General features: G+C 67.9%; 17 protein-coding genes. 12 read left to right on the top strand and 5 right to left on the bottom strand.

Annotated features, from left to right (window positions below):
• The first annotated feature begins 85 nt into the window (after positions 1 to 85).
• The 6 genes from HNV26_RS10035 (at position 86) to HNV26_RS10010 (ending at position 10,016) form a co-directional block, all read left to right on the top strand.
• Positions 86 to 1,519 (top strand): TolC family protein, encoded by a 1,434-nt coding sequence (locus HNV26_RS10035; RefSeq protein ID WP_366816825.1) that lies wholly within the window; start codon positions 86 to 88, stop codon positions 1,517 to 1,519.
• Positions 1,516 to 4,659, top strand: coding sequence for an efflux RND transporter permease subunit (locus tag HNV26_RS10030; protein WP_171441355.1), 3,144 nt, complete (start codon positions 1,516 to 1,518; stop codon positions 4,657 to 4,659). The genes HNV26_RS10035 and HNV26_RS10030 overlap by 4 nt, the downstream gene beginning before the upstream one ends.
• Before the next feature lies 1 nt (position 4,660).
• Positions 4,661 to 5,764 (top strand): efflux RND transporter periplasmic adaptor subunit, encoded by a 1,104-nt coding sequence (locus tag HNV26_RS10025; RefSeq protein ID WP_171441354.1) that lies wholly within the window; start codon positions 4,661 to 4,663, stop codon positions 5,762 to 5,764.
• Between the two features lie 418 nt (positions 5,765 to 6,182).
• Complete coding sequence (locus tag HNV26_RS10020) at positions 6,183 to 7,577, top strand: hypothetical protein (protein WP_253816403.1); 1,395 nt, start codon at positions 6,183 to 6,185, stop codon at positions 7,575 to 7,577.
• A 620-nt stretch (positions 7,578 to 8,197) separates the two neighbouring features.
• A complete protein-coding gene (locus HNV26_RS10015; protein WP_171441353.1) occupies positions 8,198 to 8,482 on the top strand; it encodes a hypothetical protein in 285 nt (94 codons plus the stop codon).
• A gap of 142 nt (positions 8,483 to 8,624) precedes the next feature.
• Complete coding sequence (locus tag HNV26_RS10010) at positions 8,625 to 10,016, top strand: ammonium transporter (protein ID WP_171441352.1); 1,392 nt, start codon at positions 8,625 to 8,627, stop codon at positions 10,014 to 10,016.
• A 78-nt stretch (positions 10,017 to 10,094) separates the two neighbouring features.
• Here HNV26_RS10010 and HNV26_RS10005 read toward each other — a convergent pair whose 3' ends face one another.
• A complete protein-coding gene (locus tag HNV26_RS10005; protein WP_171441351.1) occupies positions 10,095 to 10,778 on the bottom strand; it encodes a GNAT family N-acetyltransferase in 684 nt (227 codons plus the stop codon).
• Positions 10,779 to 10,940: 162 nt separating this feature from the next.
• Between HNV26_RS10005 and HNV26_RS10000 the strand changes: the two genes are divergently transcribed.
• From HNV26_RS10000 to HNV26_RS09975, 6 genes are all read left to right on the top strand, one after another.
• Entirely contained in the window at positions 10,941 to 12,878 is a 1,938-nt protein-coding gene (locus tag HNV26_RS10000) for a serine/threonine-protein kinase (protein ID WP_171441350.1), read from the top strand.
• Between the two features lie 61 nt (positions 12,879 to 12,939).
• Positions 12,940 to 13,743, top strand: a complete 804-nt coding sequence (locus tag HNV26_RS09995) for a hypothetical protein (protein ID WP_253816402.1) — start codon at positions 12,940 to 12,942, stop codon at positions 13,741 to 13,743.
• Positions 13,744 to 13,757: 14 nt separating this feature from the next.
• The gene (locus HNV26_RS09990; protein WP_171441348.1) at positions 13,758 to 14,582 is read left to right on the top strand and encodes a hypothetical protein; all 825 of its coding nucleotides are present in this window, start codon (positions 13,758 to 13,760) and stop codon (positions 14,580 to 14,582) included.
• A 319-nt stretch (positions 14,583 to 14,901) separates the two neighbouring features.
• Positions 14,902 to 16,317 carry an L-serine ammonia-lyase gene (locus HNV26_RS09985; RefSeq protein ID WP_090493423.1) on the top strand — a complete coding sequence of 472 codons (1,416 nt, stop codon included), beginning with the start codon at positions 14,902 to 14,904 and terminating at the stop codon, positions 16,315 to 16,317.
• Between the two features lie 123 nt (positions 16,318 to 16,440).
• The gene (locus HNV26_RS09980) at positions 16,441 to 17,100 is read left to right on the top strand and encodes an SRPBCC family protein (protein WP_171441347.1); all 660 of its coding nucleotides are present in this window, start codon (positions 16,441 to 16,443) and stop codon (positions 17,098 to 17,100) included.
• A 156-nt stretch (positions 17,101 to 17,256) separates the two neighbouring features.
• On the top strand, positions 17,257 to 19,407 hold the full coding sequence (locus HNV26_RS09975) for a catalase (protein ID WP_171441346.1): 2,151 nt from the start codon (positions 17,257 to 17,259) through the stop codon (positions 19,405 to 19,407).
• Position 19,408: 1 nt separating this feature from the next.
• Here the strand turns inward: HNV26_RS09975 and HNV26_RS09970 are convergent, their stop codons facing one another.
• From HNV26_RS09970 to HNV26_RS09955, 4 genes are all read right to left on the bottom strand, one after another.
• The gene (locus HNV26_RS09970; RefSeq protein WP_171441345.1) at positions 19,409 to 20,398 is read right to left on the bottom strand and encodes a hypothetical protein; all 990 of its coding nucleotides are present in this window, start codon (positions 20,396 to 20,398) and stop codon (positions 19,409 to 19,411) included.
• A gap of 93 nt (positions 20,399 to 20,491) precedes the next feature.
• The gene (locus HNV26_RS09965; RefSeq protein ID WP_171441344.1) at positions 20,492 to 22,204 is read right to left on the bottom strand and encodes a sodium:solute symporter family protein; all 1,713 of its coding nucleotides are present in this window, start codon (positions 22,202 to 22,204) and stop codon (positions 20,492 to 20,494) included.
• Positions 22,201 to 22,380 (bottom strand): hypothetical protein, encoded by a 180-nt coding sequence (locus tag HNV26_RS09960; RefSeq protein WP_011556135.1) that lies wholly within the window; start codon positions 22,378 to 22,380, stop codon positions 22,201 to 22,203. The genes HNV26_RS09965 and HNV26_RS09960 overlap by 4 nt, the downstream gene beginning before the upstream one ends.
• Positions 22,377 to 24,860 carry a PIG-L family deacetylase gene (locus HNV26_RS09955; RefSeq protein ID WP_171441343.1) on the bottom strand — a complete coding sequence of 828 codons (2,484 nt, stop codon included), beginning with the start codon at positions 24,858 to 24,860 and terminating at the stop codon, positions 22,377 to 22,379. The genes HNV26_RS09960 and HNV26_RS09955 overlap by 4 nt, the downstream gene beginning before the upstream one ends.
• Positions 24,861 to 24,883 lie beyond the last annotated feature (23 nt).

Below are 24,883 nucleotides of genomic sequence, written 5' to 3'. Positions count from 1 at the left end.
CGAGTCAGCCAGTTCGCTCGCACGCATCCGCGGACGGCAGGCTCGGCGCACCTCGTCGCTGTGCGTGAATCACCAAGGAGATGTCGTGTACGGGTTTGCATTGCTCTCGCGTGGCGCCGCCGCCATTTCAGGCTTCGGCGCCGTGCTCGCCTTTGCCTTATCTCCGGCCGAAGCCTCGGCTCAAACGCTGACCCTGCGCGAGTCATTGGACACCGCGCTGCACAACTACGGCGACCTCCGCGCGAAGCAGTCTCGTCGCGACGCGGCCGAGCATGATGTGTCATACACCCGGAAGAGCTATCTCCCCGACGTCGTGCTATCGGCGCAGCAGACGTTCGGCACCGTGAATGCTCTGCATGGGACGCTCTATCATCCTGGCGGCCCCTCCAATGCATCAACCAGTCTCGCGTTGCCGGAGCAGAACTGGAACGCGGCATTCGGCGCCTTGTACTCGGTGCTCGTCCACTGGAACGTCTCCACCTTCGGCCGTCTCGACCGGCAGATTGAGCTGTCGGAGAGGACGCACGAACTGAAACAGCGCGAGCTCGAGCTCGCGCGGTTCCAGCATGGGGTTCGCGTCGCCCACGCGTACCTCAACCTATCGACTGCTCAGCGCATCACCCACATCCAGAAGCAGAGCGTGGCTCGCTTCGGGGTCGTGCTCGAGTCCGTCCAGAGCCACGCCGAGAACGGATTGGTCCCCGGGGTGGATGTCTCCTTCGCGCGCGCCGAACTCGCCAGCGCCAGGTCCCTCCAGCTCAAGGCCTATGACGCCGAGCTCCTGGCGTCGAAGGAGCTTGCGGTCCTGATGGGCGTTCCGTTTCGCGAGTTCCAGCTCGAGCCGACGTTCCACCAGTCGACGCCCGAGCCCGGCGCGCCAGCGCACGTCGCGCCCGGGCATCCCGTCCTCGCGGTGCACGAAGGGCAGGTCCTCCGCGGTGAGCAGGAGAAGAAGGTGGCCGCGGCCGAGCGCCTGCCCACGCTCTTCGCCTTCGGCATGTTGCAGGGGCGCGGCTCGGGCTTTCGCTCCAACTACGCGCAGGACCCGGGCGCGTTCTCGAGCGGGTACCTCAACGGGGTCGGCATCGACCGGGGCAACACCCTTGTCGGGTTGGGGTTGAGCTGGAACCTGGCCTCCGTGCTGCGCAGCTTCTCCAGCGAGGCAGCGCGGGACGCGCGCACCCGCGCGCTCCGCCAGGAGCAGGAGCTGGCCACCCAGGAGCTGGTTGCCCAGGCGCGCTTCGCCGAGCACAAGTTCACCCTGGCGCGAGAGGTGAGCCACCACGCCGTGTTGCAGCGGGACGCCGCCGAGGAGGGGTTCCGGCAGAGCAAGGCCCGCTACGACAGCGGGCTCGGGACGATTGTCGAGCTCACCCAGGCGACCTTCTCCGCGACCCGGGGAGAGGTCGACCTCGAGGTCGCCCAGAACGGCATCTGGCAAGCCCTCCTCCTCAAGTCTGCCGCGACCGGTGACCTCAACGAATTCCTGCAGCAGGTCCGTGGAGTGAAGAAGCAATGAGCATCCTGAAGGTCTCCCTACGAAGGCCCGTCACCGTCCTCGTGCTGGTCGTCGCCATGGTCTTCTTCGGTGTGCGTGCGGCCGGAGACATCAAGGTCGACGTCCTGCCGGAGATGAACCTCCCGGTCGTCTACATCGCGCATACCTTCAACGGGTATACGCCGGCACAGATGGAGGGGTATTTCACGAAGATGTACGTGAACATGATGCTGTTCACGAACGGCATCAAGAACATCGAGACGAAGAACTCCCAGGGCCTGACCCTGATGAAGCTCTCGTTCTACGAAGGCACCGACATGGGGCAAGCGGTCGCGGAGATCAACGCGCTCTCGAATCGCTCCCAGGTTTTCCTGCCCCCCGGCGCGCCGCCCCCCTTCATCATCCGCTTCGATGCCTCGTCGCAGCCGGTGGGGCAGCTGGTGTTCCGCAGCGAGAGCAAGACCAACAACCAGCTCCAGGACATCGCCAACTTCACCGCACGGCCGTTCCTCATCTCCATCCCCGGCCTCACGACGGCGCCCCCGTTCGGCGGCAGCCCGCGCACGATTGAAATCAACATCGAGCCGGAGAAGCTGCGCGTGCACAACCTCACGCCCGAACAGGTCGTGGAGGCCATCGCTCGCCAGAACGTGACAGCTCCCTCCGGGAACGTCCACGTCGGTGACATGAGCTACATCACGCCGACCAACAGCACCCTTCGCGCCGTGGAGGACTTCGGGAACATCCCGCTCCTCAAGGGCTCGGTGGCGAACGTCTACGTCCGGGATGTCGCGACCGTGAAGGACGGAGCCGACATCGCCACCGGCTACGCCCTGGTGAACGGCAAGCGCTCCGTCTATCTCAACGTCGCCAAGGCGGGGAATGCCTCGACGGTGAACGTGGTGCAGCAGCTCAAGGAGTCCATCCCCCGAATCCAGAGCAACCTGCCCGACGACGTGCACATCTCCTACGAGTTCGACCAGTCCGTCTACGTCGTGGGGGCCCTGAAGGGGCTGATTGCGGAGGGCGTGCTCGGCGCGGTGCTGACGGGGCTGATGGTCCTGCTGTTCCTGCGTGACATGCGCTCCGCGCTCATCGTCATCGTCACGATTCCCATCGCCATCATCTCCGGCGTGCTGTTCCTCAAGCTGTTTGGCCAGACCATCAACATCATGACCCTGGCCGGCCTGGCGCTCGCGGTAGGCATCCTGGTGGACGAGAGCACGGTGACCATCGAGAACATCCATCAGCACCTCCAGCGCGGCAAGGCGGTGGCGGTGGCGGTGTGGGACGCGTGCCTGGAGATCGCCTTCTCGAAGCTGCTCATCCTGCTGTGCATCCTCTCTGTCTTCGCGCCCGCCCTCACGATGGGCGGAATCCCCGGGGCGCTCTTCCGGCCGCTCGCGCTGGCCATCGGGTGCTCGATGGTCGTCTCCTTCCTGCTCTCGCAGTCACTGGTGCCGGTGCTGGCGAACTGGATGCTGAAGCAGCACGGCCCGCCCCCGGGCGGTGAGGGCGCCAGCCTCCCCCCTGGGCGCGTGCGCCGCGTGATTGAGCGCATGCTGCCGCACAGGAAGCTGCTCGTCTCGGCCGGCGTGGGAGGCCTCATCATCCTGGCGGTGGTCTCGCTCCAGCGCATTGGCAAGGACGTGCTGCCGCGAGTCAACTCCAGCCAACTCCAGCTGCGGCTCCGCGCGGCGGAGGGAACCCGAATCGAGAAGACGGAGCAGGTCGTCCACCAGGCCATGGGCCTCATCGAAGAAGTCGTGGGCGCCGGGAAGGTCCGAATCTCCTCGGCCTACGTGGGCCAACACCCCTCATCGTTCGCCATCAGCCCCATCTATCTCTACAACGCGGGCCCCCACGAGGCGCTCCTGCAGGTCGCCTTCGAGGGCGGCGTCGGCGACATCGACGCGCTGAAGGAGCGCATCCGGCAGCGAGTGCGCGAGGCGATGCCAGATGTCCAGGTCGCGTTCGAGCCCGTGGAAATCACGGAGAAGATTCTCGGTCAGGGCGCGCTGTATCCCATCGAGGTCCGGTTCTCCGGGATGAAGAAGAAGGTCAACGAGAAATACGCGGGGATGCTGCTCGAGAAGCTCCGGGGCATCGCCTATCTGCGAGACCAGCAGGTGCAGCAGTCGCTGCGCTACCCGGCCTTGAACGTGGAGGTGGACCGGATTCGCGCGGCCCAGCTGGGCATCGACATGCAGGACGTCACGCGCTCCCTGACCGCGTCCACGTCGTCCTCGCGCTACACGTCCAAGAACATGTGGGTCGAGGGCATGATGGGCATCGCCTACGACGTGCAGGTCCAGACGCCCGCGAGCGAGCTGAACAGCGAGCAGGACCTGGCGCAGGTGCCGCTGTTGAAGAACGCGAGCCGCCCCGTCCTCGGAGACGTGGCGACCATCACCCCTGGCATCGCGTACGGGGAGACGCACAACCTGGGGACCATGGCGTTCGCCTCGGTGACCGCGAATGTCCACGGCAAGGACCTGGCGCAGGCCCGGCGCGACGTGCAGGCGGCGATTGCGTCCATGGGCGAGCTGCCCAAGGGCGTCAACGTGCAATTGGCGGGACTCTCCGTCGTCCTCGACGACACCATGCGCAGCCTCGCCAACGGGCTGGTGGTCGCGGTCCTGGTCGTCTTCCTGCTGCTCGCGGCCAGCTTCCAGTCGTTCCGGTTGGCCACCGTGGTCCTGACAGCGGTGCCGGCCGTCGTGCTGGGCGCGGTCATCTCGCTGCGACTCACCGGCTCCACGCTCAACCTCCAGTCCTACATGGGCATCATCATGGCCGTCGGTGTCTCCATCGCCAACGGCGTGTTGCTGGTGGCCAGCGCCGAGCAGCGCCGGAAGGCGGGCGCGAACGCGCACCTCGCCGCGCTCGAAGGCGTATCGCTGCGCGTGCGCCCCATCTTGATGACGACGCTGGCAATGCTCGCGGGAATGCTGCCCATGGCCATCGGGCATGGGGAGGGCGGCGACCAGATGGCCCCCCTGGCGCGAGCAGTCATCGGTGGCCTGAGCGCGTCGACGCTGATGGTGCTGTTCGGCCTGCCGCTCGCGTTCGCCTGGGCGCAGGACGCGGCCCCTACGACGTCCCGGTCTCTTGACCCTACCGATGTGGAGAGTGAACACCATGCCATGGAAGCTGCCTGAAATGCGTACACGAGCGAACCGCTGGTGCATCCTGCTGACCCTCGGTGGACTGGCGAGCGGGAGCGGCTGCCGGACCGCGGAACCCTCCAGGGAGGCCACCGCATCCACCGCGCGCGCGGCCACTGAGACCTTCCGGGTCGAGGCCTCCCGGCTGGCGTCGACCCTGCGACTTCCGGCCGAGCTGGTCGCGAACCAGACGGTGGACGTGTACGCGAAGGTCAACAGCTACGTGAAGCACCTCCGAGTGGATATCGGCGACGTCGTCAAGAAGGGCGACCTGCTGGTGACGCTCGAAGCGCCGGAGATTGAAGCGCAGCTCGCATCCGCCAGGGCGCGGTGGGCCGCGATGGAGGCGCTCCATGTCGCGTCGAAGGCAACCTACGAGCGCACCGTGCGGACCAGCGCGACCGAGGGCGCCGTGGCCCGCGACGCGGTTGACCAGGCGCGGGCGAAGGAGCAGGCGGATGCCGCGCAGGTGGTCGCCGCCAAGGCGCACTACGACGAACTGCTGGCCATGCGGAGCTACCTGGTGATGCGGGCACCGTTCGACGGCGTCGTGACGGAACGGAACGTGGAGCTCGGGACCTATGTGGGCCCCTCGGGCCGGGGCTCGCACAAGCCGATGCTGGTGGTGCGGACCGTCCAGAAGCTTCGGCTCCACGTGTCGATTCCAGAGGCGTACAGCCCCTATGTCCAGGTGGGTGAGACAGTGAAGTTCACCATACGCTCGCTGCCGGGGCGCGAGTTCTCCGCGCGCATCACCCGGAGGGCGGGGGCGCTCGACGCGGCACTCCGCGCGGAGCGAATCGAGGCGGACGTCGACAACCCGGACGGGGCGCTCCTGCCCTTGATGGTCGCTGACGCGAGCATCGCGCTCTCCTCGCAGGGCCCCACCGTCATGATTCCCCGGACGGCGCTGGTGGAGAGCGGAATGGGCACCTACGTCCTGCGGGTGCAGGATGGCGCGGCGAAGCGCGTGCCTGTCTCGCGCGGCATGCGTGCCGGCGAGAAGGTCGAGGTGTTCGGCGCGATTGAGACAGGAGACGTGCTCGTGTTGAAGGCGTCGGAGGAGATGAAGGACGGAATGGCCGTCGCCGGCGGCTGAGCTCCGCCCAGGTCGGGATGAATCATCAACTGGCCGGGCGCCGGAAGCGGATGAGAGGGTGTGCATAAAGCTGCACACCCATCATTCGTCTCTTTGATTGGAATATTACCAGGACCGCCATGTACAACCGCGCCTGTCGACAGGCTGCTCGCTCCAAGCGAGGAGCCGCAAGACAGCGCACACCTCCCGCTGGCGGCCGGGCCTCTGGGCACTCATTGGACGAACCATGTCAATGAGCCGTTCACTCGCATTACCTCTATTGCTTTGCCTGACCGCGTTGGGATGCTCGGCCCCGGAGCCGTCTTCTCCGCCTCCCGACGCGGGCCCATTACCCGACGCGGGCCCTTCTCCGGATGCAGGCCCCTCTCCGGATGCGGGGCCGCACGAGGACCCGGCTCTCCAGGTGCGCATCCAACGCATGCGACGCTACCACTCGCCCGGCGGAGTCGAGATACGCCCCGAGGACTTCGAGAGGACGCCCATCTCCCTCTTCGTCGCGGACGGAACCTCGCTGAACGAAATCCCGGGGAGAATCGGCGGCCCTGGAGAGTTCATCTTCTCGAACGTTCCGGATGGAACGTATTACGTCAAGGTGGGCACGGACTACGTCGTCACCCGCGCTCGTGACGTGGACCTGAGCATCAACCTCATGGGACGCCCTGATGTTCGGCTGCAAGACAGGTCGTCCGCCTATGCGGACATCTCGCTGACCCACTTGGAGCCCTGGCAGTACAGCCCCTTCCCAACGCCGCCCGAGGCGCCAGGCGCCTCGCTAGAAATCATGTCCGAAGAAGTTCCCTTCTCCGCGATTCTGGCGGTGTCTGACGGACTCGCCGAAGGCCAGACCTCGTGGAACGAATCGGGGAGGAACGTTGCCAACGCGGACACTGTTCCAGTCTTCGAACGTGAACGCGGGGATAGGATTTGGGTGCACCAGTACGCCCCGCGACAGGCCGAGGCGCTGCCTGGTGGCACTCCACTCGGATACAGTTCCATGGTGCGTTCCGCGCAGCTTCCCCCGCTCGACTTCGACGGCACCCATCTGATGCCCATCCAAGGAAGCCTCCAAGCTGTGCCCAGCACGCAATCACTCTCCGTGGACTGGAAGGTCTCCGACTTCAAGGCGCTCGCCGAGCAAACACATCCAGGCGCCCAGGCGCGTCCGCTCGTGCTCTCCATCGTCACCACCATCCCCGGGGAAGCGGATGTGAGGGTTCCCACGAATGGGCCCATCCTCGCGGCGATGTTGCGCCCACCATCCATGGCCGAGGATGTCCAGACGACCCTCGTCTATGGCAACCCCTACCCCTCCAACCGGGATGTCCTGGTTCGCGCTTTCGTGAGCCTTCGCATTCCTCGCGCCCCCGGCGCGAATCAGTTCTTCACCACCGGCTCGATTGCATGGGTGGACCGCGTTGCGAACCTCTCGGGCCAGCCCATTCGCCCCCTCGTGCAACCGCCCCGCGCCTTGATGGTGGATGGAGCCGACGGCTACCTCCCGAGAACGCTCACCGGCGGACCTCGGGTCGTCTCCTGGCAGGCGCCTGCGGACGGCGCGCCCGATGGCTATGTCGTGTCACTCGGAGCCCCCACTCGCGCGGGTGGCGCCCACATCTATCTCGCCGGGGACGCGACCTCCGTCGTCATTCCTCCGGACATGCTTCCACCCGGCACCTCCTTTCTCCACATCGACGCGATTCGCTCGGAAGGCTATGCGCGCTCCGGACAGCCAATGACCGCGTATGACCATGTCCCGAGAGGCAGCGCGACCACGGTCAGCGGTGCGTTGACCATCCCCGACGCCATTCACTGACGCCAGCACTCGACGGAGTCGGCGCTGATACAGCCTCACCGACTCCGTTGAGAATTGCTGTTCTGCTTCGTCTCAAGCGCAGTGGGGACCGACGGCATCAACGGCTTCACCGTGGAGCCGAAGTGCTGGAGCGGCGACGACTTCTTCGAGCCCCGCGGCGTCAGGGTGGTCGCCGAGCGCCTCGCCAGCCTCGCCACTGTGCACGGGAAGACCAACGTGGAGCCCATCCCTCCGAGCGCTACGCCTGGGCCCCGCTGCCGCGATTCACCGGGCCCACAGACGAGCCCCCCTTCGCGAGCCTGCTCCGTGTGTGCCCCCTGTTCGGCGTGATGCGCGCCCCGCGCCAACCCCTCGTTCGGTCGCTACCTGATGCGTGCGTCCAAGCCCTCCCCCTGGGCAGGGCGTCATCGCGAGTGGGCGAGGCGCGCACGGTCATCATTCGCCCCGGGTCAGTGCTACGCGAGCGCGACTTTGTACGTAGGCAAAGCATCTATCTGTCCGCGCGACTGTCAGGGATGCGTCGTATGACCTGGCCTGCCGTCACGCGCGAGGCATGGACAAGCACCAACTCCGTGCTCCAGTGTGCGCGGCACCAACGCTCCTGACTCAGGGAAGAAGGCATGAAGACGAAGCTCGCCGCGGTGACACTGGTTGCATCCCTGTTCGCGTCCTCCGCCGCGTGGGCAGCGGTGACGGTGCGCTACTACAACCGCGATTCGCGCGACCACTCGTGGTCCGTCGTGTGCAGCGGCGTGAAGACGTCGGTGACGTTCGGCAAGAGCCAGACGGCCTCCGTCACCATCCAGGGTTCCGGGCCCTGCGCCGTGAAGACGGACGCGGGAACCGTGGTCCTCAAGGGCGGTGAAGACCTGGAAATCAAGGACGGGCGCATTCAGGTGAAGTGAGCCCCCGCCCGCCAGGTAGCGCCAATTTAGCTCAAGTCTGGACCACTTTAACTTAGCCGAACGGAAAATAAGGTCAGCCGGATTGAATCTAGCGCGAACCCGGCACATCCTGCATTGCGTCAGTCTTCCAACTGGAGGCGCAATGAAGAAGTGGTTGGCGATGGCCCTTCTGGTGGGTGTGGGTGTGGCGGGGTTGCTGGTCGAACCGGCGGCGCAGTTGAAGCAAGGAGGGCCCGTCGACACCGCGGACACCGCGTGGCTCCTCACCGCCACCGCGTTGGTGCTGTTGATGACGCCGGGCCTGTCCTTCTTCTACGGCGGCATGGTGCGGCTGAAGAACGTGGTGTCCACGCTGCTGCAGAGCTTCATCGCCATGGCGGTCATCAGCCTGATCTGGGTGGTGGTGGGCTTCAGCCTGTGCTTCGGCGACAGCGTCCATGGGCTCATCGGCGACCCGCGAACCTTCTTCATGTTCAGCGGCGTGGGCGGTGAGACGCACCCGGACCTGGCGCCCACCATCCCCTTGATGCTGTTCGCGCTGTTCCAGCTCAAGTTCGCCATCATCACCCCGGCGCTCATCACCGGCGCGTTCGCGGAGCGCGTGCGCTTCAAGGCATACGTGCTCTTCATGGTGCTCTTCACGCTCGTCATCTACGCGCCGCTGGCGCACTGGACGTGGCACCCGGAGGGCTTCCTCCGTCAGTGGGGCGTGCTCGACTTCGCGGGCGGCACGGTGGTGCACATGTCCGCGGGCTTCGCGGCGCTGGCTGGCGCGCTGGTGCTGGGCCGCCGCAAGGTGCACGTGGAGAACACGACGCACGCGCCCGCCAACATCCCCTTCGTGATGCTGGGCACGGGCATGCTGTGGTTCGGCTGGTTCGGCTTCAACGCGGGCTCGGCGATGTCGGCGTCGTCGCTGGCCACGCTGGCCTTCGCCACCACCAACACGGCGTCCGCGGCGGCGATGCTGGGATGGATTGCCTTCGACTGGCTGCGCGGCCGCAAGCCCAGCGCCATGGGTGCGTGCATCGGCGCGGTGGTGGGCCTCGTGGCGGTGACGCCCGCGGCCGGCTTCATCACCGTGGGGCAGAGCATCGTCGTGGGGCTGGTCGCCAGCTTCGTGAGCAACGCGGCGGTGCACTTCAAGAACCGCACCTCCGTTGACGACACGCTGGACGTCTTTCCCTGCCACGGCCTGGGCGGCGTGGTGGGCATGGTGCTGACGGGCGTGCTGGCCAAGGACGTGGGCCTCATCCACGGCGAGACGCGCACCTTCATGATGCACATGCTGGCGCTGGTGCTGGTGTCGGTGTTCTCCTTCGGCGGCTCGTTCCTGCTCTACAAGGTGGTGGACCGCATCGTCCCGCTGCGCGTCACCCGCGAGCACGAGGAAGAAGGCCTGGACCTGAGCCAGCACGGCGAGACGGTGGGCGAGTCCATCAGCGCGCCCGCGCCACAGCCCGCGCTCACCGCGACGACGGCGGTCGCCACCGAGCTGGCACCGGACGCAGCCCGCCTGCCTCAGCCCGCCTGAACGACACCGAAGTCCTGTGTCGTGGCGTGCCGCCGCTCGGAGTCCCGGGCGGCGGCCTCGTTCGAAGCTTGAGCAGCCTCAGCTGCTCTTCTTCCTCGCCGCGGGCGCGCGCCCCTTGCGTGCCGCGGCCCGGGTGGGCGCGGTCTCCGGCATGGGGCCCGTCGAGGGCGCCCCCGCCTCCGCGGTGGGCTTCTGCCGGCGCTTCAACCGGCGCGGCGGCAGCAGGTCCGGTTCGCCGGGCACCTTCTGCGCCATGAAGATGGCGGCATCCAGCTTGTAGAAGCTCCGCGTCCGGTACCACGTCAGCGCGGACTCGTTGTTCTCCGCCACCTCCAGGACCAGGTGCGTGCAGCCCCGCGTCCGGGCCAGGTGCTGGAGCTGATCCAACATGAAGCTGCCCACGCCCCGCCCCTGGTAGTCCGGGTGCACCGCCAGCTCCTCCACGAAGAGCGGCCGCATGCCCCGCTTCTCGAACCAGCGGGGGTTCACCCAGTTATCGTCCCCGGTGGCCTCGAAGGCGCACTCCGAGTAGCCGACGATGCTACCGTCCACCTCATAGAGGAGCTGTTCGATCCACTCGGAGGTGTAGACCTCCAGGAATCGCCGCTTGGAGCGAGGGCGCTGGTACTCCACCGTCTCCCGGTTCACGTCCCGGAAGACGAGCTTGAGGAACTCCCAGGTCCGGTTCAGGTCCCGCCTGTGGATGCGGCGCACACGGACTTCGAGTGAGTCCGGGGGTTTGGGAGTCTTGGCCTTCGGCATACGCCCGCCTCCTTAGCAGGCGGCCGGTGGGACGCACAGTCTCGTCGCGTGCCACGACCCGGCTGGGTGTACTGCGACATCAGGAGGGTTGCCTCATGGGGGGGTGGGAGGATGGAATGGGCGAAGTTTCCCCGGAATGCCCTGCCTGAGAGTCCCAGCCCCATGACCCTACCCGCTGACGGTGACCTCCGAATTGATGAGGTCCTGCGGAATACGTACAGGATTGTCTCCCTGCTGGGACGGGGAGGAATGGGCTCGGTGTACCTGGCCCAACACCTGCGGCTTCCCGGCAAGCAGGTGGCGGTCAAGGTGCTGCGTGGCGGCGACCACCTGACGCCCGAAATCTTCGCGCGCTTCCGCCGAGAGGCGGAGATTGCCTCGCGGCTGGGCCACCCCAACATCGTCGAGGTGCTCGACTACGACACCCTGGAGAACGGCAACCCGTTCCTGGTGCTGGAGTACCTGCGCGGCGAGAGCCTCCAGGAGCGCCTGGCGCGGGGACGCCTGCCCATGGAGGACGTGGTCTCCTTCACCCGGCAGATGGGCTCGGCGCTCCAGGCGGCGCACGGCGCGGGTGTCATCCACCGCGACCTGAAGCCAGCCAACGTGTTCCTGGTGCCCACCGACTCCGGTGGCGTGGTGGGCGAGCGCGTGAAGCTGCTCGACTTCGGCATCTCCAAGGTCCTCAGCTCCACGACGGTGCAGACGCAGGAGGCGACCATCATCGGGACGCCTCAGTACATGTCACCGGAGCAGGCCCAGGGGAAGAACCGGGACATCGACGCGCGCACGGACGTCTTCGCGCTGGGGTGCATCGTCTACGAGATGATGGCCGGCAAGCCCGTGTTCGGCTCAGGCAGCCTCGCGCAGATGATCTTCCGCGTCGTCTATGAGCCGCCCGAGCCCCTGGCCCCGCTCTGTCCCGAGGCCACGCCGGAGGCCATCTCCGCGGTGATGCGCGCGCTCGCCAAGAGCGTGGACGAGCGCTACCCAGACGTCTCCTCGTTCATCGAGGACCTGACGGGCACGCCGCTGCACTCGCTGTCCACCACCGCGGGCAACCAGCCCGCCCCGCGTCCCCAGGCCCCGGCGTCCGGAATCGCGCTGCCCTCCACGGGCCCGGCCTCGCTGTCCGCCACCGTGCCGCCTGGAAGCCTGAAGGTGGCTCCGGACACGGGCCGCGAGGGCTTCGATTCCACGATGGCACCCGGCACCGGCCAGCAGGGCTTCAGCGCATCCGCCACGGGGCAGATGGGCGTGGCGCAGTTGTCCGCCGCATCGCTCATCGACCCACCTGGCCTGGAGCCCACGCTCATCTCGAAGCAGCTTCCGGCCATTCCCGCGCCGGAACGCCCCGCTCAGCACCACACGGCCGTGAGTGTTCCCGTGCCCGTCCCGGGCGCCACCGAGGCCCCTGCCGCCGCGGCGCTGTTGTCCGCCCCGTCCACGCCCGTCTCACCGCCCCCCGCGGCAAAGGGGCGCGGTGCATTCGTCGGCGCCACCGCGGCGGTCCTGCTGGCCTCCAGCGTGGGACTCGTCTGGTGGATGAAGGGTGGCACCTCCGGCACGGGCTCTCCCACGACGCCCGTGGCGGACACCCGCATGCCCCAGGACGAACAGCAGACCAACGGCACGCAGCAGGCCAACGACACGCAGCAGGCCAACGATGCGCAGCAGCCCAACGGCCAGCAGGCAAACGGCATGCAGCAGGCAAACGGCACTGAACAGGCCAATGGCACGCAGACTCCGCCGGACACAGAGAACGCGCAGCAGGTGGTGGTGGCCACTGTCACCCCGCCCGACAAGCCGCCTTCGCGCCCGGTGACGCGCCCCGAGCCCAAGGAAGAACTGCCCGAGCAGGTCCGCAAGCTGTTGACGGAAGGAGAAAGCGCGTTGGCCTCGGGTGACGCCAGCCGCGCCATCGCGCTGGCGCGCAGCAGCCAGCGCACGAAGCGCTCCATGGCGGCGTATTCACTGCTCACCCGCGCCTACTGCCAGCAGAAGGACCTGGGCGGTGCGGTCAGCGAGTGGCCCAAGGTCGCGTCAGCGGAGCGTGCCAAGGTCAAGAAGTTCTGCCAGAAGCACGACATCGAGCTCTGAAACAGCGGGCCATCCGGGTTGGGGGGCCCTCATGCAACACGAGGTGATTCGCTTGAGAAACATGGTCGCAGTGATTGTCACGGCAGTCGCGCTGGGGGCGTCGCACGCCCTGGCCGCCGCGCCGGTGGAAGCTGGCAAGGTGTACTCCGGTACGGAGGGCGAAGAGGTGGCCGTGGTGCCGCTCACGCCCCGTTCCGACAAGAAGTTCATCCTGCGCGTGAAGGGCACGGGCTCGGAGTTCGACGGCCTGGTGTTCCCCTACGAGCAGAACGACTGGAGCACCCGCAGCACCGAGCAGTTCAACTACAGCACCCAGTGGCACGGGCGGAAGTACACGGCCCTGCACGTACGCGACACGAAGTACGAGCTCTACGTGCCCGGCCGCCAGCGCCCCATCCGCCTGGCCTATGACGAGAAGAAGACCGCCGCGCTGAAGCCGGAGGAGGTCTACGCGCAGCACCAGAAGCAGATGAAGGACGGCACCCTGGCGAAGCTGATGGCCTTCGACCGCAAGGGAGAGGAGTCCGGCCACAACAAGGAACTTGCCGCCACCCTCCAGGAGATGAACAACGCGTGTGGCACGTCCGTGGCCGCCCGCATCGACTGGAGCAGCATCAACGAGGACCACCTCAAGGAGCTGAGCATCTCCAGCTTCTGTGGCACCCCGCTGACCAGCCTCAAGGAGCTGTGTACGGCGTCCGCCATCGCGAAGCAGACCATCCAGGAGAAGGTGAAGCAGGTCAGCTGCCGCTTCGGCTCCGCGCTGGAGCCCAAGATTGAGGCGGACCGCGTCATCTGGACGACCTCCCGCGACGCCTCCAATCAGGACAAGTTCGCCACCAAGTACTTCAAGCAGAACCTGTAGTCGGAGCCTTCACGATGCGATTCCAGCGTTTCGCCCTCGCGGCGATGTCTTTCGCGTGTACCGCCGCCATGGCGGCCGAGCCCATCCAGCCCCCCTGGGGCAAGGAGTCCAACCTCGGCGAGAAGATGATGTTGGAGGCCACGTCGGTGTGCACCGACGGCAAGGGCCACTTCGTGGCACTCACGCCCGACGACGAGGACACCAACGCCGTCCTCTACTACGGCGATGAGAAGCAGTTCGTCCAGGTGCCCCGCCCCGGCCCCTACACGTCGGCCACGTCCTTCCTGGACCCGCGCTTCTTCAACAAGGGCGCGAACCCCAACTTCCGCGGCATCGACTGGCGGGTGATGTCGAGCGTGGAGATTGACCGCAAGGAGCGCACCTGCTCCCTGACCTGCGGTGAGAAGAAGATTCCCCTCACCATGCTGGATGGCGAGCCGGCCGCGGAGCTGCTGCGCAAGGCCACCTTCCACCCCAACCCGCAGAAGTTCGTGCCCTACGCGCTGCTGCGTGACACCAAGGGCGCCTACTACTTCGTGGACCGTGGCTTCCACGAAGCGGAGAAGAAGAACTACCGCGTCTTCATCGGGCCGCGCGGCAACCTGAAGGCCCAGAAGATGACCAACGTCATCTCCGACTCCGAAGGCGAAATCTTCTCCACCAAGCGCGGTGACCTCCGCCTGCTGCTCGACAAGGCGAAGCCCGCCATGTGGATTGAAAACACCAAGCGCCGCCTGGAGCTGCGCCAGGTGCCCGTGGATGAGAACCTGCCGCTCATCTACAACGAGCTCGGCGTGTACGAAGGCGCCCGCCTGGGCACGCCCTGCGACGACCAGTAGCCATCCGTCAGCACGAGGGCCGGGAGCCGGCGTCCCACGGACGTCTTCCCGGCCCTTCGTGTCTTTGGCGTCAGCGACTCACGCACGCTTTCAGCGCCCGCGGCGCGCCGTCGTTTGAGCCCGCCGCTTCGACGCAGCGGGCCAGACAACGCACCGCGTCTTGCGCATCACACGCGCACGGCACTGAGGACGCTCGCCTGGAGTGCGACCCGCCCGCGCTCGTTGGACGTCCAATGACGTTCATCCGTCCACGCGGTGACATGCGCTTCGGCGGAGGGGCACTGGGACGGAACTGGAAACGTGGCATGTTGCGCTCGCCATGGCCGTCAGCGTCTTCGACCTCTTCAAGATTGGAATCGGACCCTCCAGCTCGCACACCGTCGGGCCCATGCGAGCAGCGCGCATGTTCGCTCGGAAGCTGGCGGACACGGGCGTTCTGGAGCGGCTCACCCGGCTCAAGGTGGAGCTGTTCGGCTCGCTGGGCGCGACGGGCAAGGGCCACGGCAGCGACAAGGCCGTGGTGCTGGGCCTGATGGGCGAGACACCGGAGGCCGTGGACGTGGAGGCCGTGCCCGCCATCATTTCCCGCTGGCGCGCGGAAGGCCGCGTGGCGCTGCTCGGTCAGCGCGAGGTGACGTTCCGAGACGGCGAGCACCTGGTCATGCACCGCCGCCGCTCGCTGCCCTTCCATCCCAACGGCATGCGCTTCACCGCCTCCGGCGCGGACGGCGCGGAGCTGGCGTCGGCCGCCTACTACTCCGTGGGTGGCGGATTCATCGTCGACGAGTCCGCCGCCGCCGCGGGCAAGGACCCGCTGAGCAAGGACACCACGCCGCTTCCCTTCCCCTTCCAGTCCGCCGCCGAGCTGCTGGCCCACTGCGAGCGCGAGCGCATGAGCTTCAGCTCGCTCATGCTCGCCAACGAGAAGACCTGGCGCGACGAGGCGGAGATTCGCGCCGGGCTGCTGCGCGTCTGGGACGTGATGCAGGCCTGCGTGCGCCGTGGCTGCACCAGCGGTGGCATCCTCCCTGGTGGCCTCAAGGTGGAGCGCCGCGCCGCGGGCATGTACCAGAAGCTCATCAGCCGTCCCGAGGCCGGCCTCACCAACCCGCTCACCGTGCTGGACTGGGTGAACCTCTACGCCCTGGCCGTCAACGAGGAGAACGCGGCGGGAGGCCGCGTCGTCACCGCGCCCACCAACGGCGCCGCGGGCATCATCCCCGCCGTCCTGCACTACTACTGGCGCTTCGTGCCCGGCGCGAACGAGGACGGCGTGGTGCGCTTCCTGCTCACCGCCGGCGCCATTGGCGTGCTCTACAAGGAGAACGCCTCCATCAGCGGCGCGGAGGTGGGCTGCCAGGGTGAAGTCGGCAGCGCCTGCTCCATGGCCGCGGGCGCGCTCACGGAGGTCATGGGGGGCACGCCGCTCCAGGTGGAGAACGCGGCGGAGATCGCCATGGAGCACAACCTGGGCCTCACCTGCGACCCCATCGGCGGACTGGTGCAGGTGCCATGCATCGAGCGCAACGCCATGGCCTCCGTGAAGGCCATCAACGCCACGCGCATGGCCCTCCACGGCGACGGGCGCCACTTCGTCAGCCTGGACAAGGTCATCCGGACGATGCGCGACACCGGCCGCGACATGAAGGACAAGTACAAGGAGACGGCGCGAGGGGGGCTGGCCGCCAACGTGCTGGAGGTGGCCAACCTGAGCGTGGGCCTTCCGGAATGCTGAGCCACAACCAATCTCCGTCGTAGTCGTTGTGCTGTGCGTGGGTTGCGTGGGGCGCCGGACACGCTTTAAGACGCGCGCCAGGAGCGCGGCCATCCCAGGCCGCCTCCCGAGGACCCACTCCCCATGCTCAAGAAGATTCTCGTCGGCCTCGCCGCCGTCATCCTGCTGTTCGTCGGCTTCGTCGTCACCCGTCCCGACACATTCACCTATCAGCGCACCGCGGTGCTCCCCGTGTCCGCGGACATCGCCTTCGCGCTGGTGAGTGACTTCCGTCGCTGGGCGGAGTGGTCCCCCTGGGACGGTCTGGACCCGCAGCAGCAGCGCACCTACTCCGGCCCGGAGTCAGGCACGGGCGCGGGCTACGCCTGGGTGGGCAATGACCAGGTCGGTGAGGGCCGGATGACCATCACCGACAGCAAGGCCAACGAGCAGGTCACCATCAAGCTGGAGTTCATCAAGCCCTTCGCCGCCACCAACACCTCCACCTTCGCCTTCAGCGCCGCGGAGGGCGGCACCCAGGTCGTCTGGGCCATGTCCGGCGAGAACAACTTCATGAGCAAGGCGATGAGCCTGTTCATGGACATGGAGGCCCTGATTGGGAAGGACTTCGAGAAGGGCTTGGCGACCATGAAGGACGTCGCCGTGGCCGACGCGAAGAAGCGCGCGGAGGCCGAGGCCGCGCGCGTCGCGGAAGAGAAGGCTCGCGCGGAGACCGAGGCCGCCGCTGCTGCTGCGCCGGCCGGGGAAGGCGCTCCCGCCGTGGCCGCGCCCGCCGTGCCGTGATGCACGCCTGACGCCACGAGGTCCGAGCGCGCAGTGGTGGACACTGCCACGCGCGCGAGTGCCGACTCGCCGACGTCCCCCCAAGCCTCGTGGCCCCAGGGGGGACGCGGCCAGCGTAGACGGCGCCTTCACCACTCTCGTTGGCGACAGGCTCCCATGAAACTGCGCAAGCCCTCGGCGAAGACCCGGCCCACCACGCTCAAGAGCGAAAGCCTCGAGCCCCACCGGATGCATGCGGTGGGAAAGGTCCTCACCACGGACCAGGGCATTCCCATCTCGGACACGGACAACTCGCTGAAGGCCGGCATCCGCGGTCCCACGCTCCTGGAGGACTTCCACTTCCGGGAGAAGATGATGCGCTTCGACCACGAGCGCATCCCGGAGCGCGCCGTCCACGCGCGTGGCGCGGGCGCCCACGGTTACTTCCAGGTCTACAAGCCGCTGGAGAAGTACACCCAGGCCCGCTTCCTCACCGACCCGTCCCTGCGCACGCCGGTGTTCGTGCGCTTCTCCACCGTGGGCGGCTCACGTGGTTCGGCGGACACCGTGCGTGACGTGCGTGGCTTCGCCACCAAGTTCTATACGGAGGAAGGCAACTTCGACCTGGTGGGCAACAACATGCCCGTCTTCTTCATCCAGGACGGCATCAAGTTCCCGGACTTCGTCCACGCGGTCAAACCCGAGCCGCACAACGAAATCCCCCAGGCGTCCTCGGCGCATGACTCGCTCTGGGACTTCGTCTCGCTCGTCCCCGAGACGACGCACATGATCATGTGGCTGATGTCGGACCGCGCCATTCCGCGCAGCTTCCGGATGATGGAGGGCTTCGGCGTCCACACCTTCCGGCTGGTCAACGCGGCTGGCAAGGCGAGCCTGGTCAAGTTCCACTGGAAGCCGCTGCTGGGTAATCACGCGCTCGTGTGGGACGAGGCCCAGAAGCTGTCCGGCAAGGACCCGGACTTCCACCGCCGCGACCTCTGGGAGTCCATCGAGCGCGGTGACTTCCCCGAGTACGAACTGGGGCTGCAAATCATCCCCGAAGGCGAAGAGCTCAAGTACGGCTTCGACCTGCTGGACGCCACCAAGCTGCTCCCCGAAGAGCTGGTGCCAGTGCAGCGCGTGGGCAAGTTGACGCTCAACCGCAACCCGGACAACTTCTTCGCGGAGACGGAGCAGGTGGCCTTCTGCGTGGCCAACATCGTCCCCGGCATCGACTTCACCAATGACCCGCTGATGCAGGCGCGGCTCTTCTCGTACCTGGACACGCAGCTCACGCGGCTGGGCGGGCCCAACTTCGCGGAGCTGCCCATCAACAAACCGGTGTGCCCCGTCACCAACCACCAGCAGGACGGCTTCGGGCGGCAGACCATCCCCACGTCGCGCGCCAACTACCACCCCAACTCCCTGGGCGGCGGCTGCCCGGCGCTGGCGAACCCCGCGAGCGCCTTCCGCCACACCCAGGAGCGCGTGGAGGGCCACACGATTCGCGCGCGCAGCGGCAGCTTCAGCGACCACTTCAGCCAGGCCACCCTCTTCTACAAGAGCCTGTCGAAGCCGGAGCAGGAGCACCTCGTGGCCGCGCTCGAGTTCGAGGTTGGCAAGGTGGAGCGCGTGGAGATTCGCGAGCGCGTGGTGAACCAGATTCTGGTGAACGTGGACCCGGAGCTGGCCGTGCGCGTGGCGCGCGCCGTGGGCGTCACGCCGCCGAAGGCGACCAGGCCCCCCAAGCCTTCCAAGGCCGCGGCCAAGAAGATGGCGCCCTCGGTGGAAGTGTCCCCCGCGCTGAGCATGGAGAACTCGCCGCATGACTCCATCCGGACGCGGAAGATCGCGGCCCTGGTATCGGACGGGTTCGCCGGCAAGGAGCTGGACGGCGTGCGCAAGGTGCTGGAGGAGCGCGGCGCGACGCTGGAGCTGGTGGGCCCCACGCTGAGCCCGGTGACGAGCCAGGAAGGCCGGGAGGAGCGGCCCCTGCGGACCTTCTCCACGGCGTCCTCCGTCATGTACGACGCCGTCTACGTGCCCGGTGGAGAGAAGAGCGTCTCGGCCCTGCGGCGCGTGCCGCTGGCGGTGGACTTCGTGCGCGAGGCCTACGTGCACTGCAAGGCGCTGGCGCTCTCCGCGGACGCCAACACCCTGCTGGACGCCGCGGGCGTGCGCGACCTGGGGGCGCCGCCGAGCAAGGGCCTGGACGCCACGCGCGGCGTCGTCCGCAGCGCGAAGGTGGAGACGAAGGGCTTCGGCCAGCTCTTCGCCGAGTCCATCACCCGCCGCCACTGGGAGCGTGAGGCTCCGCCCCCCGTGTAGCTCAGCCTCCTGAGCCCATCCGCCCCGCGAGCAGGCCCAGCACGAAGGCCAGCACGGCCAGCAGTCCCGCCCAGACGGGCGGGACGCCCTTCGCGGAGGCGGAAGGGCTCGCGACACGCACCGCGCCCGCTTCCTCGGGGACGATGACGCGGACCTTGATGACGGCCTGGGTGAGCACGGCCTCCACGTCGGTGAGGAAGCGCTCGTACTCCTCGGCCTGCATCTCCAGCGGCTCGCCGTGGTGAAGCGCGTACCGCTTGGCCACCGCCTCGAAGTTGCGGAGCTGGGCCTCGCGCTTGGACACGTCCACCCAGCCACACGTCAGCGAGGCCCCCGCGCCCTTGCGAGGCACCAGGGAGATGGCCTGCCGCGCCAGCTTCCCGCCCGCGGTGCTGGGCCCCTCCGGCTCGTCGATGCGCAGCACCCGGTGAGGGCCGCGGCCATACATCTTCGTCGACAGCGCGTCACGGAGCTGCTCGGCCAGCAGCGCCGAGTGGTTCGCGAACATCGTCCGCAGCGCGGGAGCCTCCTCCGCGGACACCACCTTCGCGCCCAGGGGCTCCAACGGACTCAGCCGCACCACGCCCACGCTGGCGGGGGACGCACTGGCCTTGGGCGGGCTGGCGCGCTTCTCCGGGCCGCCGCGCGGCCTGGGAGGTTTCGGAGGCATGACAGGCGCTGGAGGCTCGGTCCGCGCGCTGCTGGTGGCGCTGTGTGAGCGCCCCGCCCGGACGGGCCTCGCGTCCGGGACGGGCCCCATCCGCGTCTCCAACGCGGGAGGCTCCAAGGGGGGCAGGTCCTCCTCCTGGGTGAAGGACTCCACGGGGCCCATGCGCGTTTCCTCGAAGCGAGGCTCCACGGGCCCCATGCGCGTCTCCTCGGGGCGCGTGAAGAGCGGAATGTCCCGCGTCGCGTCCTCGTCCTCTTCCGGGGCGATGCGTGGCTCCTCGGAACGCCCCGGGCGACCGGGCCGCCTCTTCCCGTCAGACATGTCCGTCCCTCTCCCGGACGAGCATACTTCAAGGCCGGGACGGCGCCCCTTCACGGACACCTCCCGGCCTTCACCGCCCTGGATGCCGCGGACTCAGGCCCCCGTCGCCGGGGCCGGCGTCTCGCCGCGAGGCAGGACGGCCTGCATCACCAGGCTCAGCGCCACCACCAGCGCGCAGCCGATGACGTTGAACCAGAGGTAGCCCACGTCGGAGAGGAAGAAGAGGGCAATCACCGTCGCCTGGGAGATGACGGCCGCAGCGAACACGGCATGGCCGCGCACGTGTTTCACGAAGAAAGCCACCAGGAAGATGCCCAGCACCGTGCCGTAGAAGATGGAGCCCAGGATGTTCACCGCCTGGATGAGGTTGTCCAGGAGCGACGCGAAGGCCGCGAAGCCCACCGCGACGACGCCCCAGAACACGGTGAACAGCTTCGACGCCACCAGCACGTGCCGGTCAGAAGCGTTGCGCTGGAAGACCCGCCGGTAGAAGTCCACCGTCGTCGTCGTGCCCAGGGCCGTCAGCTCGCTGGCGATGGAGCTCATGGCCGCGGACAGGATGACGGCGATGAGCAGGCCGAACAGGCCGCTGGGCAGCCAACGCTTCACGAAGGAGATGAAGATGTAGTCGGAGTCCTTCGTCTCCGCGCCCGGCAGCGCGCGGGCCACCAGGTCCTTGGCCTCCTTGCGGACGGCGCTCGCCTCCTGCGCACGGCCCTGCAGCAGCGCCCGCGACGCATCCCCGGCCGCGACGTCGCCTGAATCGACGGCCGACAGGTAGCGCTCCACTTCCGCGCGCTTGCCGGACTGGACCTGCTCCCACTTCGACTCCAGCGCGGCGTACTCGGCCGCCTGCGCCGTGCCCTGCACGCGGGTGCGCAGCGCCTCGTTGAAGAGCAGCGGCGGCGTGTTGAACTGGTAGAAGGCGAAGACGAGAATCCCGACGAAGAGGATGAGGAACTGCATCGGGATTTTCAGCACGCCGTTGAAGAGCAGCCCCAGCCGGCTCTCGGAGATGGAGCGGCCGGAGAGATAGCGGCCCACCTGCGACTGGTCCGTGCCGAAGTACGACAGGGACAGGAACAGTCCCCCCGTGATGCCGGACCAGAAGTTGTAGCGGTCCTGCATGTCGAAGTCGAAGCTGACCACGTTCATCCGGCCGAAGGCGCCCGCGACGTCCACCGCCTTGCCGAACGACACGTGCTCCGGCAGCCGCCAGATGATGACGAGGGCCGCAACCAGCATGCCGCCCATCATCACCACCATCTGCTGCTTCTGCGTCTGACTCACCGCCTTCGCCCCACCCGTCACCGTATAGAGGATGACCACCGCGCCCATGATGATGACGGTGGGCTCCAGCGGCCAGCCGAGGATGGCGGAGAGGATGATGGCGGGCGCGTAGATGGTGATGCCGGCCGCGAGTCCCCGCTGGATGAGGAAGAGGAACGCGCCCAACAGCCGCGTCTTCAGGTCGAAGCGTGACTCCAGGTACTCATAGGCCGTGATGACATTCAGCCGGTAGTAGATGGGCACGAAGACGGCGCTGATGATGATCATCGCGATCGGCAGTCCGAAGTAGAACTGCACGAAGCGCATCCCGTCCTCGTAGGCCTGCCCGGGGACGGAGAGGAACGTGATGGCGCTGGCCTGTGTGGCCATCACCGCCAGGCCGATGGTGGGCCACTTCAGCTCACGGCCGCCGCGCAGGTAGTCGTCGCTGGTGGCCGTCCCTCGGGACTTCCAGAGGCCCCACGCCACGATGAACGCGATGGTGCCACCGAGCACCAACCAGTCGAGCCCCGTCACGAATACACCTCCGTGAGCACCCAGCCCAGGGCGAGGAACAGGACGAAGGTGCCCAGCACCAGGATGTAGATGTTGCGCCACGAGCCCAGCAGCGGCGGCGCGTCATCGAGCTCGGGCCGGGGCGCGGGGACCTCGGCGGAGGGCTCACTCGGATTCAGATGGGGGGCAGTGCTCATTGAGAGAGGATGTTGGCCAACAGGCGGTAGGCGCCGGGAACCCCGGCGGGAAGCTGACGGAAGAAAGCGAGGCCCGTGTAGACGAACGTGCCCTTGCCATGGCGAGCGACCAGCAGCGCGCCCTGGAGCGGCGCCTCGCCAGCATCGTGCATGGCGAACACGGGCTGGTAGCGAGCGTCCCATGACGACGCGAAGTAGAGGCCGCGCTCCTGCACCCAGCCCTCGAAGTCCGCGGCGGTCAGCGCATTGGGCGCGCGCAGCAGCGGCTCATCAGCGCGGAGCGGCGTCATCACCGCCGTCTCATCCGTCACCCGGTCGCGGCCAATCTCCAGCGGATAGGGGCCTACGAAGGACGTGAGCGGCCCCACGCGGCTGTTGGTGTTGTACTGCACCACCAAGCGGCCGCCGCCCTCCACGTACTGGAGCAGCCGCTCCCGGTGGACGGTGAGGTGCGTGTTGGCGTTGAAGGCGCGCACGCCCACGAGGATGGCGTCGAAGCGCTCCAGCTTCTCCTGGGCCAGCCGCTCCTCGGGGAGCAGCGTCACCTCGTAGCCCACCGCGCTCAGGCTCTCCGCGACGCGGTCGCCCGGCCCGGGGATGTAGCCGATGCGCTTGCCCTTCGTCGCCAGGGAGAACGGCACCACCGTGGCCGTGGAGGGCTGGCGCACCGTCAGCGGCGGGATGTGGGGATAGGACACGGAACGGGCACGCCAGGACCAGGCGCGGTCCCCCACGTCGACATCCACGGAGAGGTCACCCTTCCGCGCCGAGCCCCGGGGCGGCGTCACCTGGAAGGTGATGGTGCGCTCGTCTCCGCGCGCCGCGAGCTTGAACTCCACCGATGCGGGCTCCACGCGCCAGCCGGGCGGCGCCACCATCCGCACCGTGCCCGGCACCTGGTCCATCCCCGCGGCCAGCACCACCGGCACGGCACGGGACTCGCCGTTGGGGAACATGAGCACGTCCTGCGCCAGCGTGGCGGTGACGGGCGGGACGACCTCGAAGTCACGGTAGAGCTCGCCGCGCACCGGGTCCGTCCAGACGTAGACCACCGGACGCACCGCGCGGAAGCGCCGGCCCGCGACTTTGTATTCGAACGCCACCGACAGCGCGGGAACGCCCTCCGGCTGGCCGGTGAGCGCGCGGTCCTCGCCCTCGAGCGTGTAGAGCCCTCCCGTGACGGGCTCGCGGAGCCAATAGGGCGTGGAGATGGGCGCCGTCGTCGGCAGCGTCACCATGCGCGACAGCTTCAAGGGCACGTTCGCCCCCAGCGCCTTCCCCACGGCCTCGGGTTTCTCGCCCGGCAGCGTCAGCCCCACCCACTCGACGGCGGCGGGCGAGCGATTCAGCGCCACCACGTCCAACGCCACCGGCAGCCCCGGGATGCCCGTGGGCGCGGCGGCACGCACCTCCAGGAACAGACCCGCGCAGGCGGCGATGAGCGCCTCCGTCTCCCGCAGCTTGGGCGCCTTCCACGGATGGGTGTCCGGCAGCGCGGTCAGCGCCTCGTGGACGCGGACGAGCGAGGGAAGCGAGCGGTGGGGGGCGCGCGCATCGAACGCCTTCGCCGCGGCGGCCACCGCGCGGGACACGGCCTCGGAGCCCTTCCAACGCCTCCAGGAGAAGTCGAGCCCCTCGAACACGTCGCGCTTCGGCAGCGTCCCCGCCAGCGGAGTGAAGTACTCCGTACTGGGGCCTCGGTCCACGGCCTGGCCGAAGCCCTGGCTCTTGTGCTGGCTGCGGCTCTCCGCGGCCACCTCGCCCCACGAACGCCCGAGCAGCGCGTCGTAGCCGCCCACCTCCAGCTTCACGTAGCGGGACAGGTCCTCATCGGGTTTGAACCACCATTGGGAGGCGTTCTGCAGCAGGCGGTCCGCCTTCCACGGCTTCACCTCGGAGAGCTGCTCGGGGAAGCGCTTCGGGTCGGCGGCGGCGATGAAGGCCTCCGCCGCGAGCAGCGCGGAGGCCGTGTGGTGGCCGTGGTTCGGCGGCTCCGTGGTGAAGCGGGTGATGATGACGTCTGGCTGGAAGCGGCGGATGGCGAGCACCACGTCCGCAAGCACCTCTTCATGTCCCCAGATGCGCAGCGCCTCTTCCGCGCTCTTCGAGTAGCCGAAGTCCCGCGCCCGCGTGAAGAACTGCTCCGCGCCGTCCACGCTCCGCGCGGCGAGCAGTTCGTGCGTGCGGATGAGCCCCAACAAGGCGTCCTGCTCGGTGCCGATGAGGTTCTGCCCACCATCGCCGCGCGTCACGGACAGGTAACCCGCGCGCAGGCCGCGCTCTCCCACCAGCCACGCGAGCAAGCGCGTGTTCTCGTCGTCCGGGTGGGCCGCGACATAGAGGACACTGCCCGTCACCCCGAGCCGCTTCAGGCCCGCCGCGATTTCACCCGCATGGAGCTGCCGAGGAGGCTGCGCCACCGCCTTCGACCCGATTCCAAGGCTCATGGCCAGCGTCATTCCGAGGAGCAGGTTCCGCATTCGGGCGGACCCTATAACAAGCC

The sequence above is a fragment of the Myxococcus xanthus genome (assembly GCF_013116825.1).
GTDB lineage: Bacteria > Myxococcota > Myxococcia > Myxococcales > Myxococcaceae > Myxococcus > Myxococcus xanthus_B.
The sequence above is the reverse complement of the archived record's forward strand: the minus strand, read 5'-3'. Positions and strand labels throughout refer to the sequence as shown.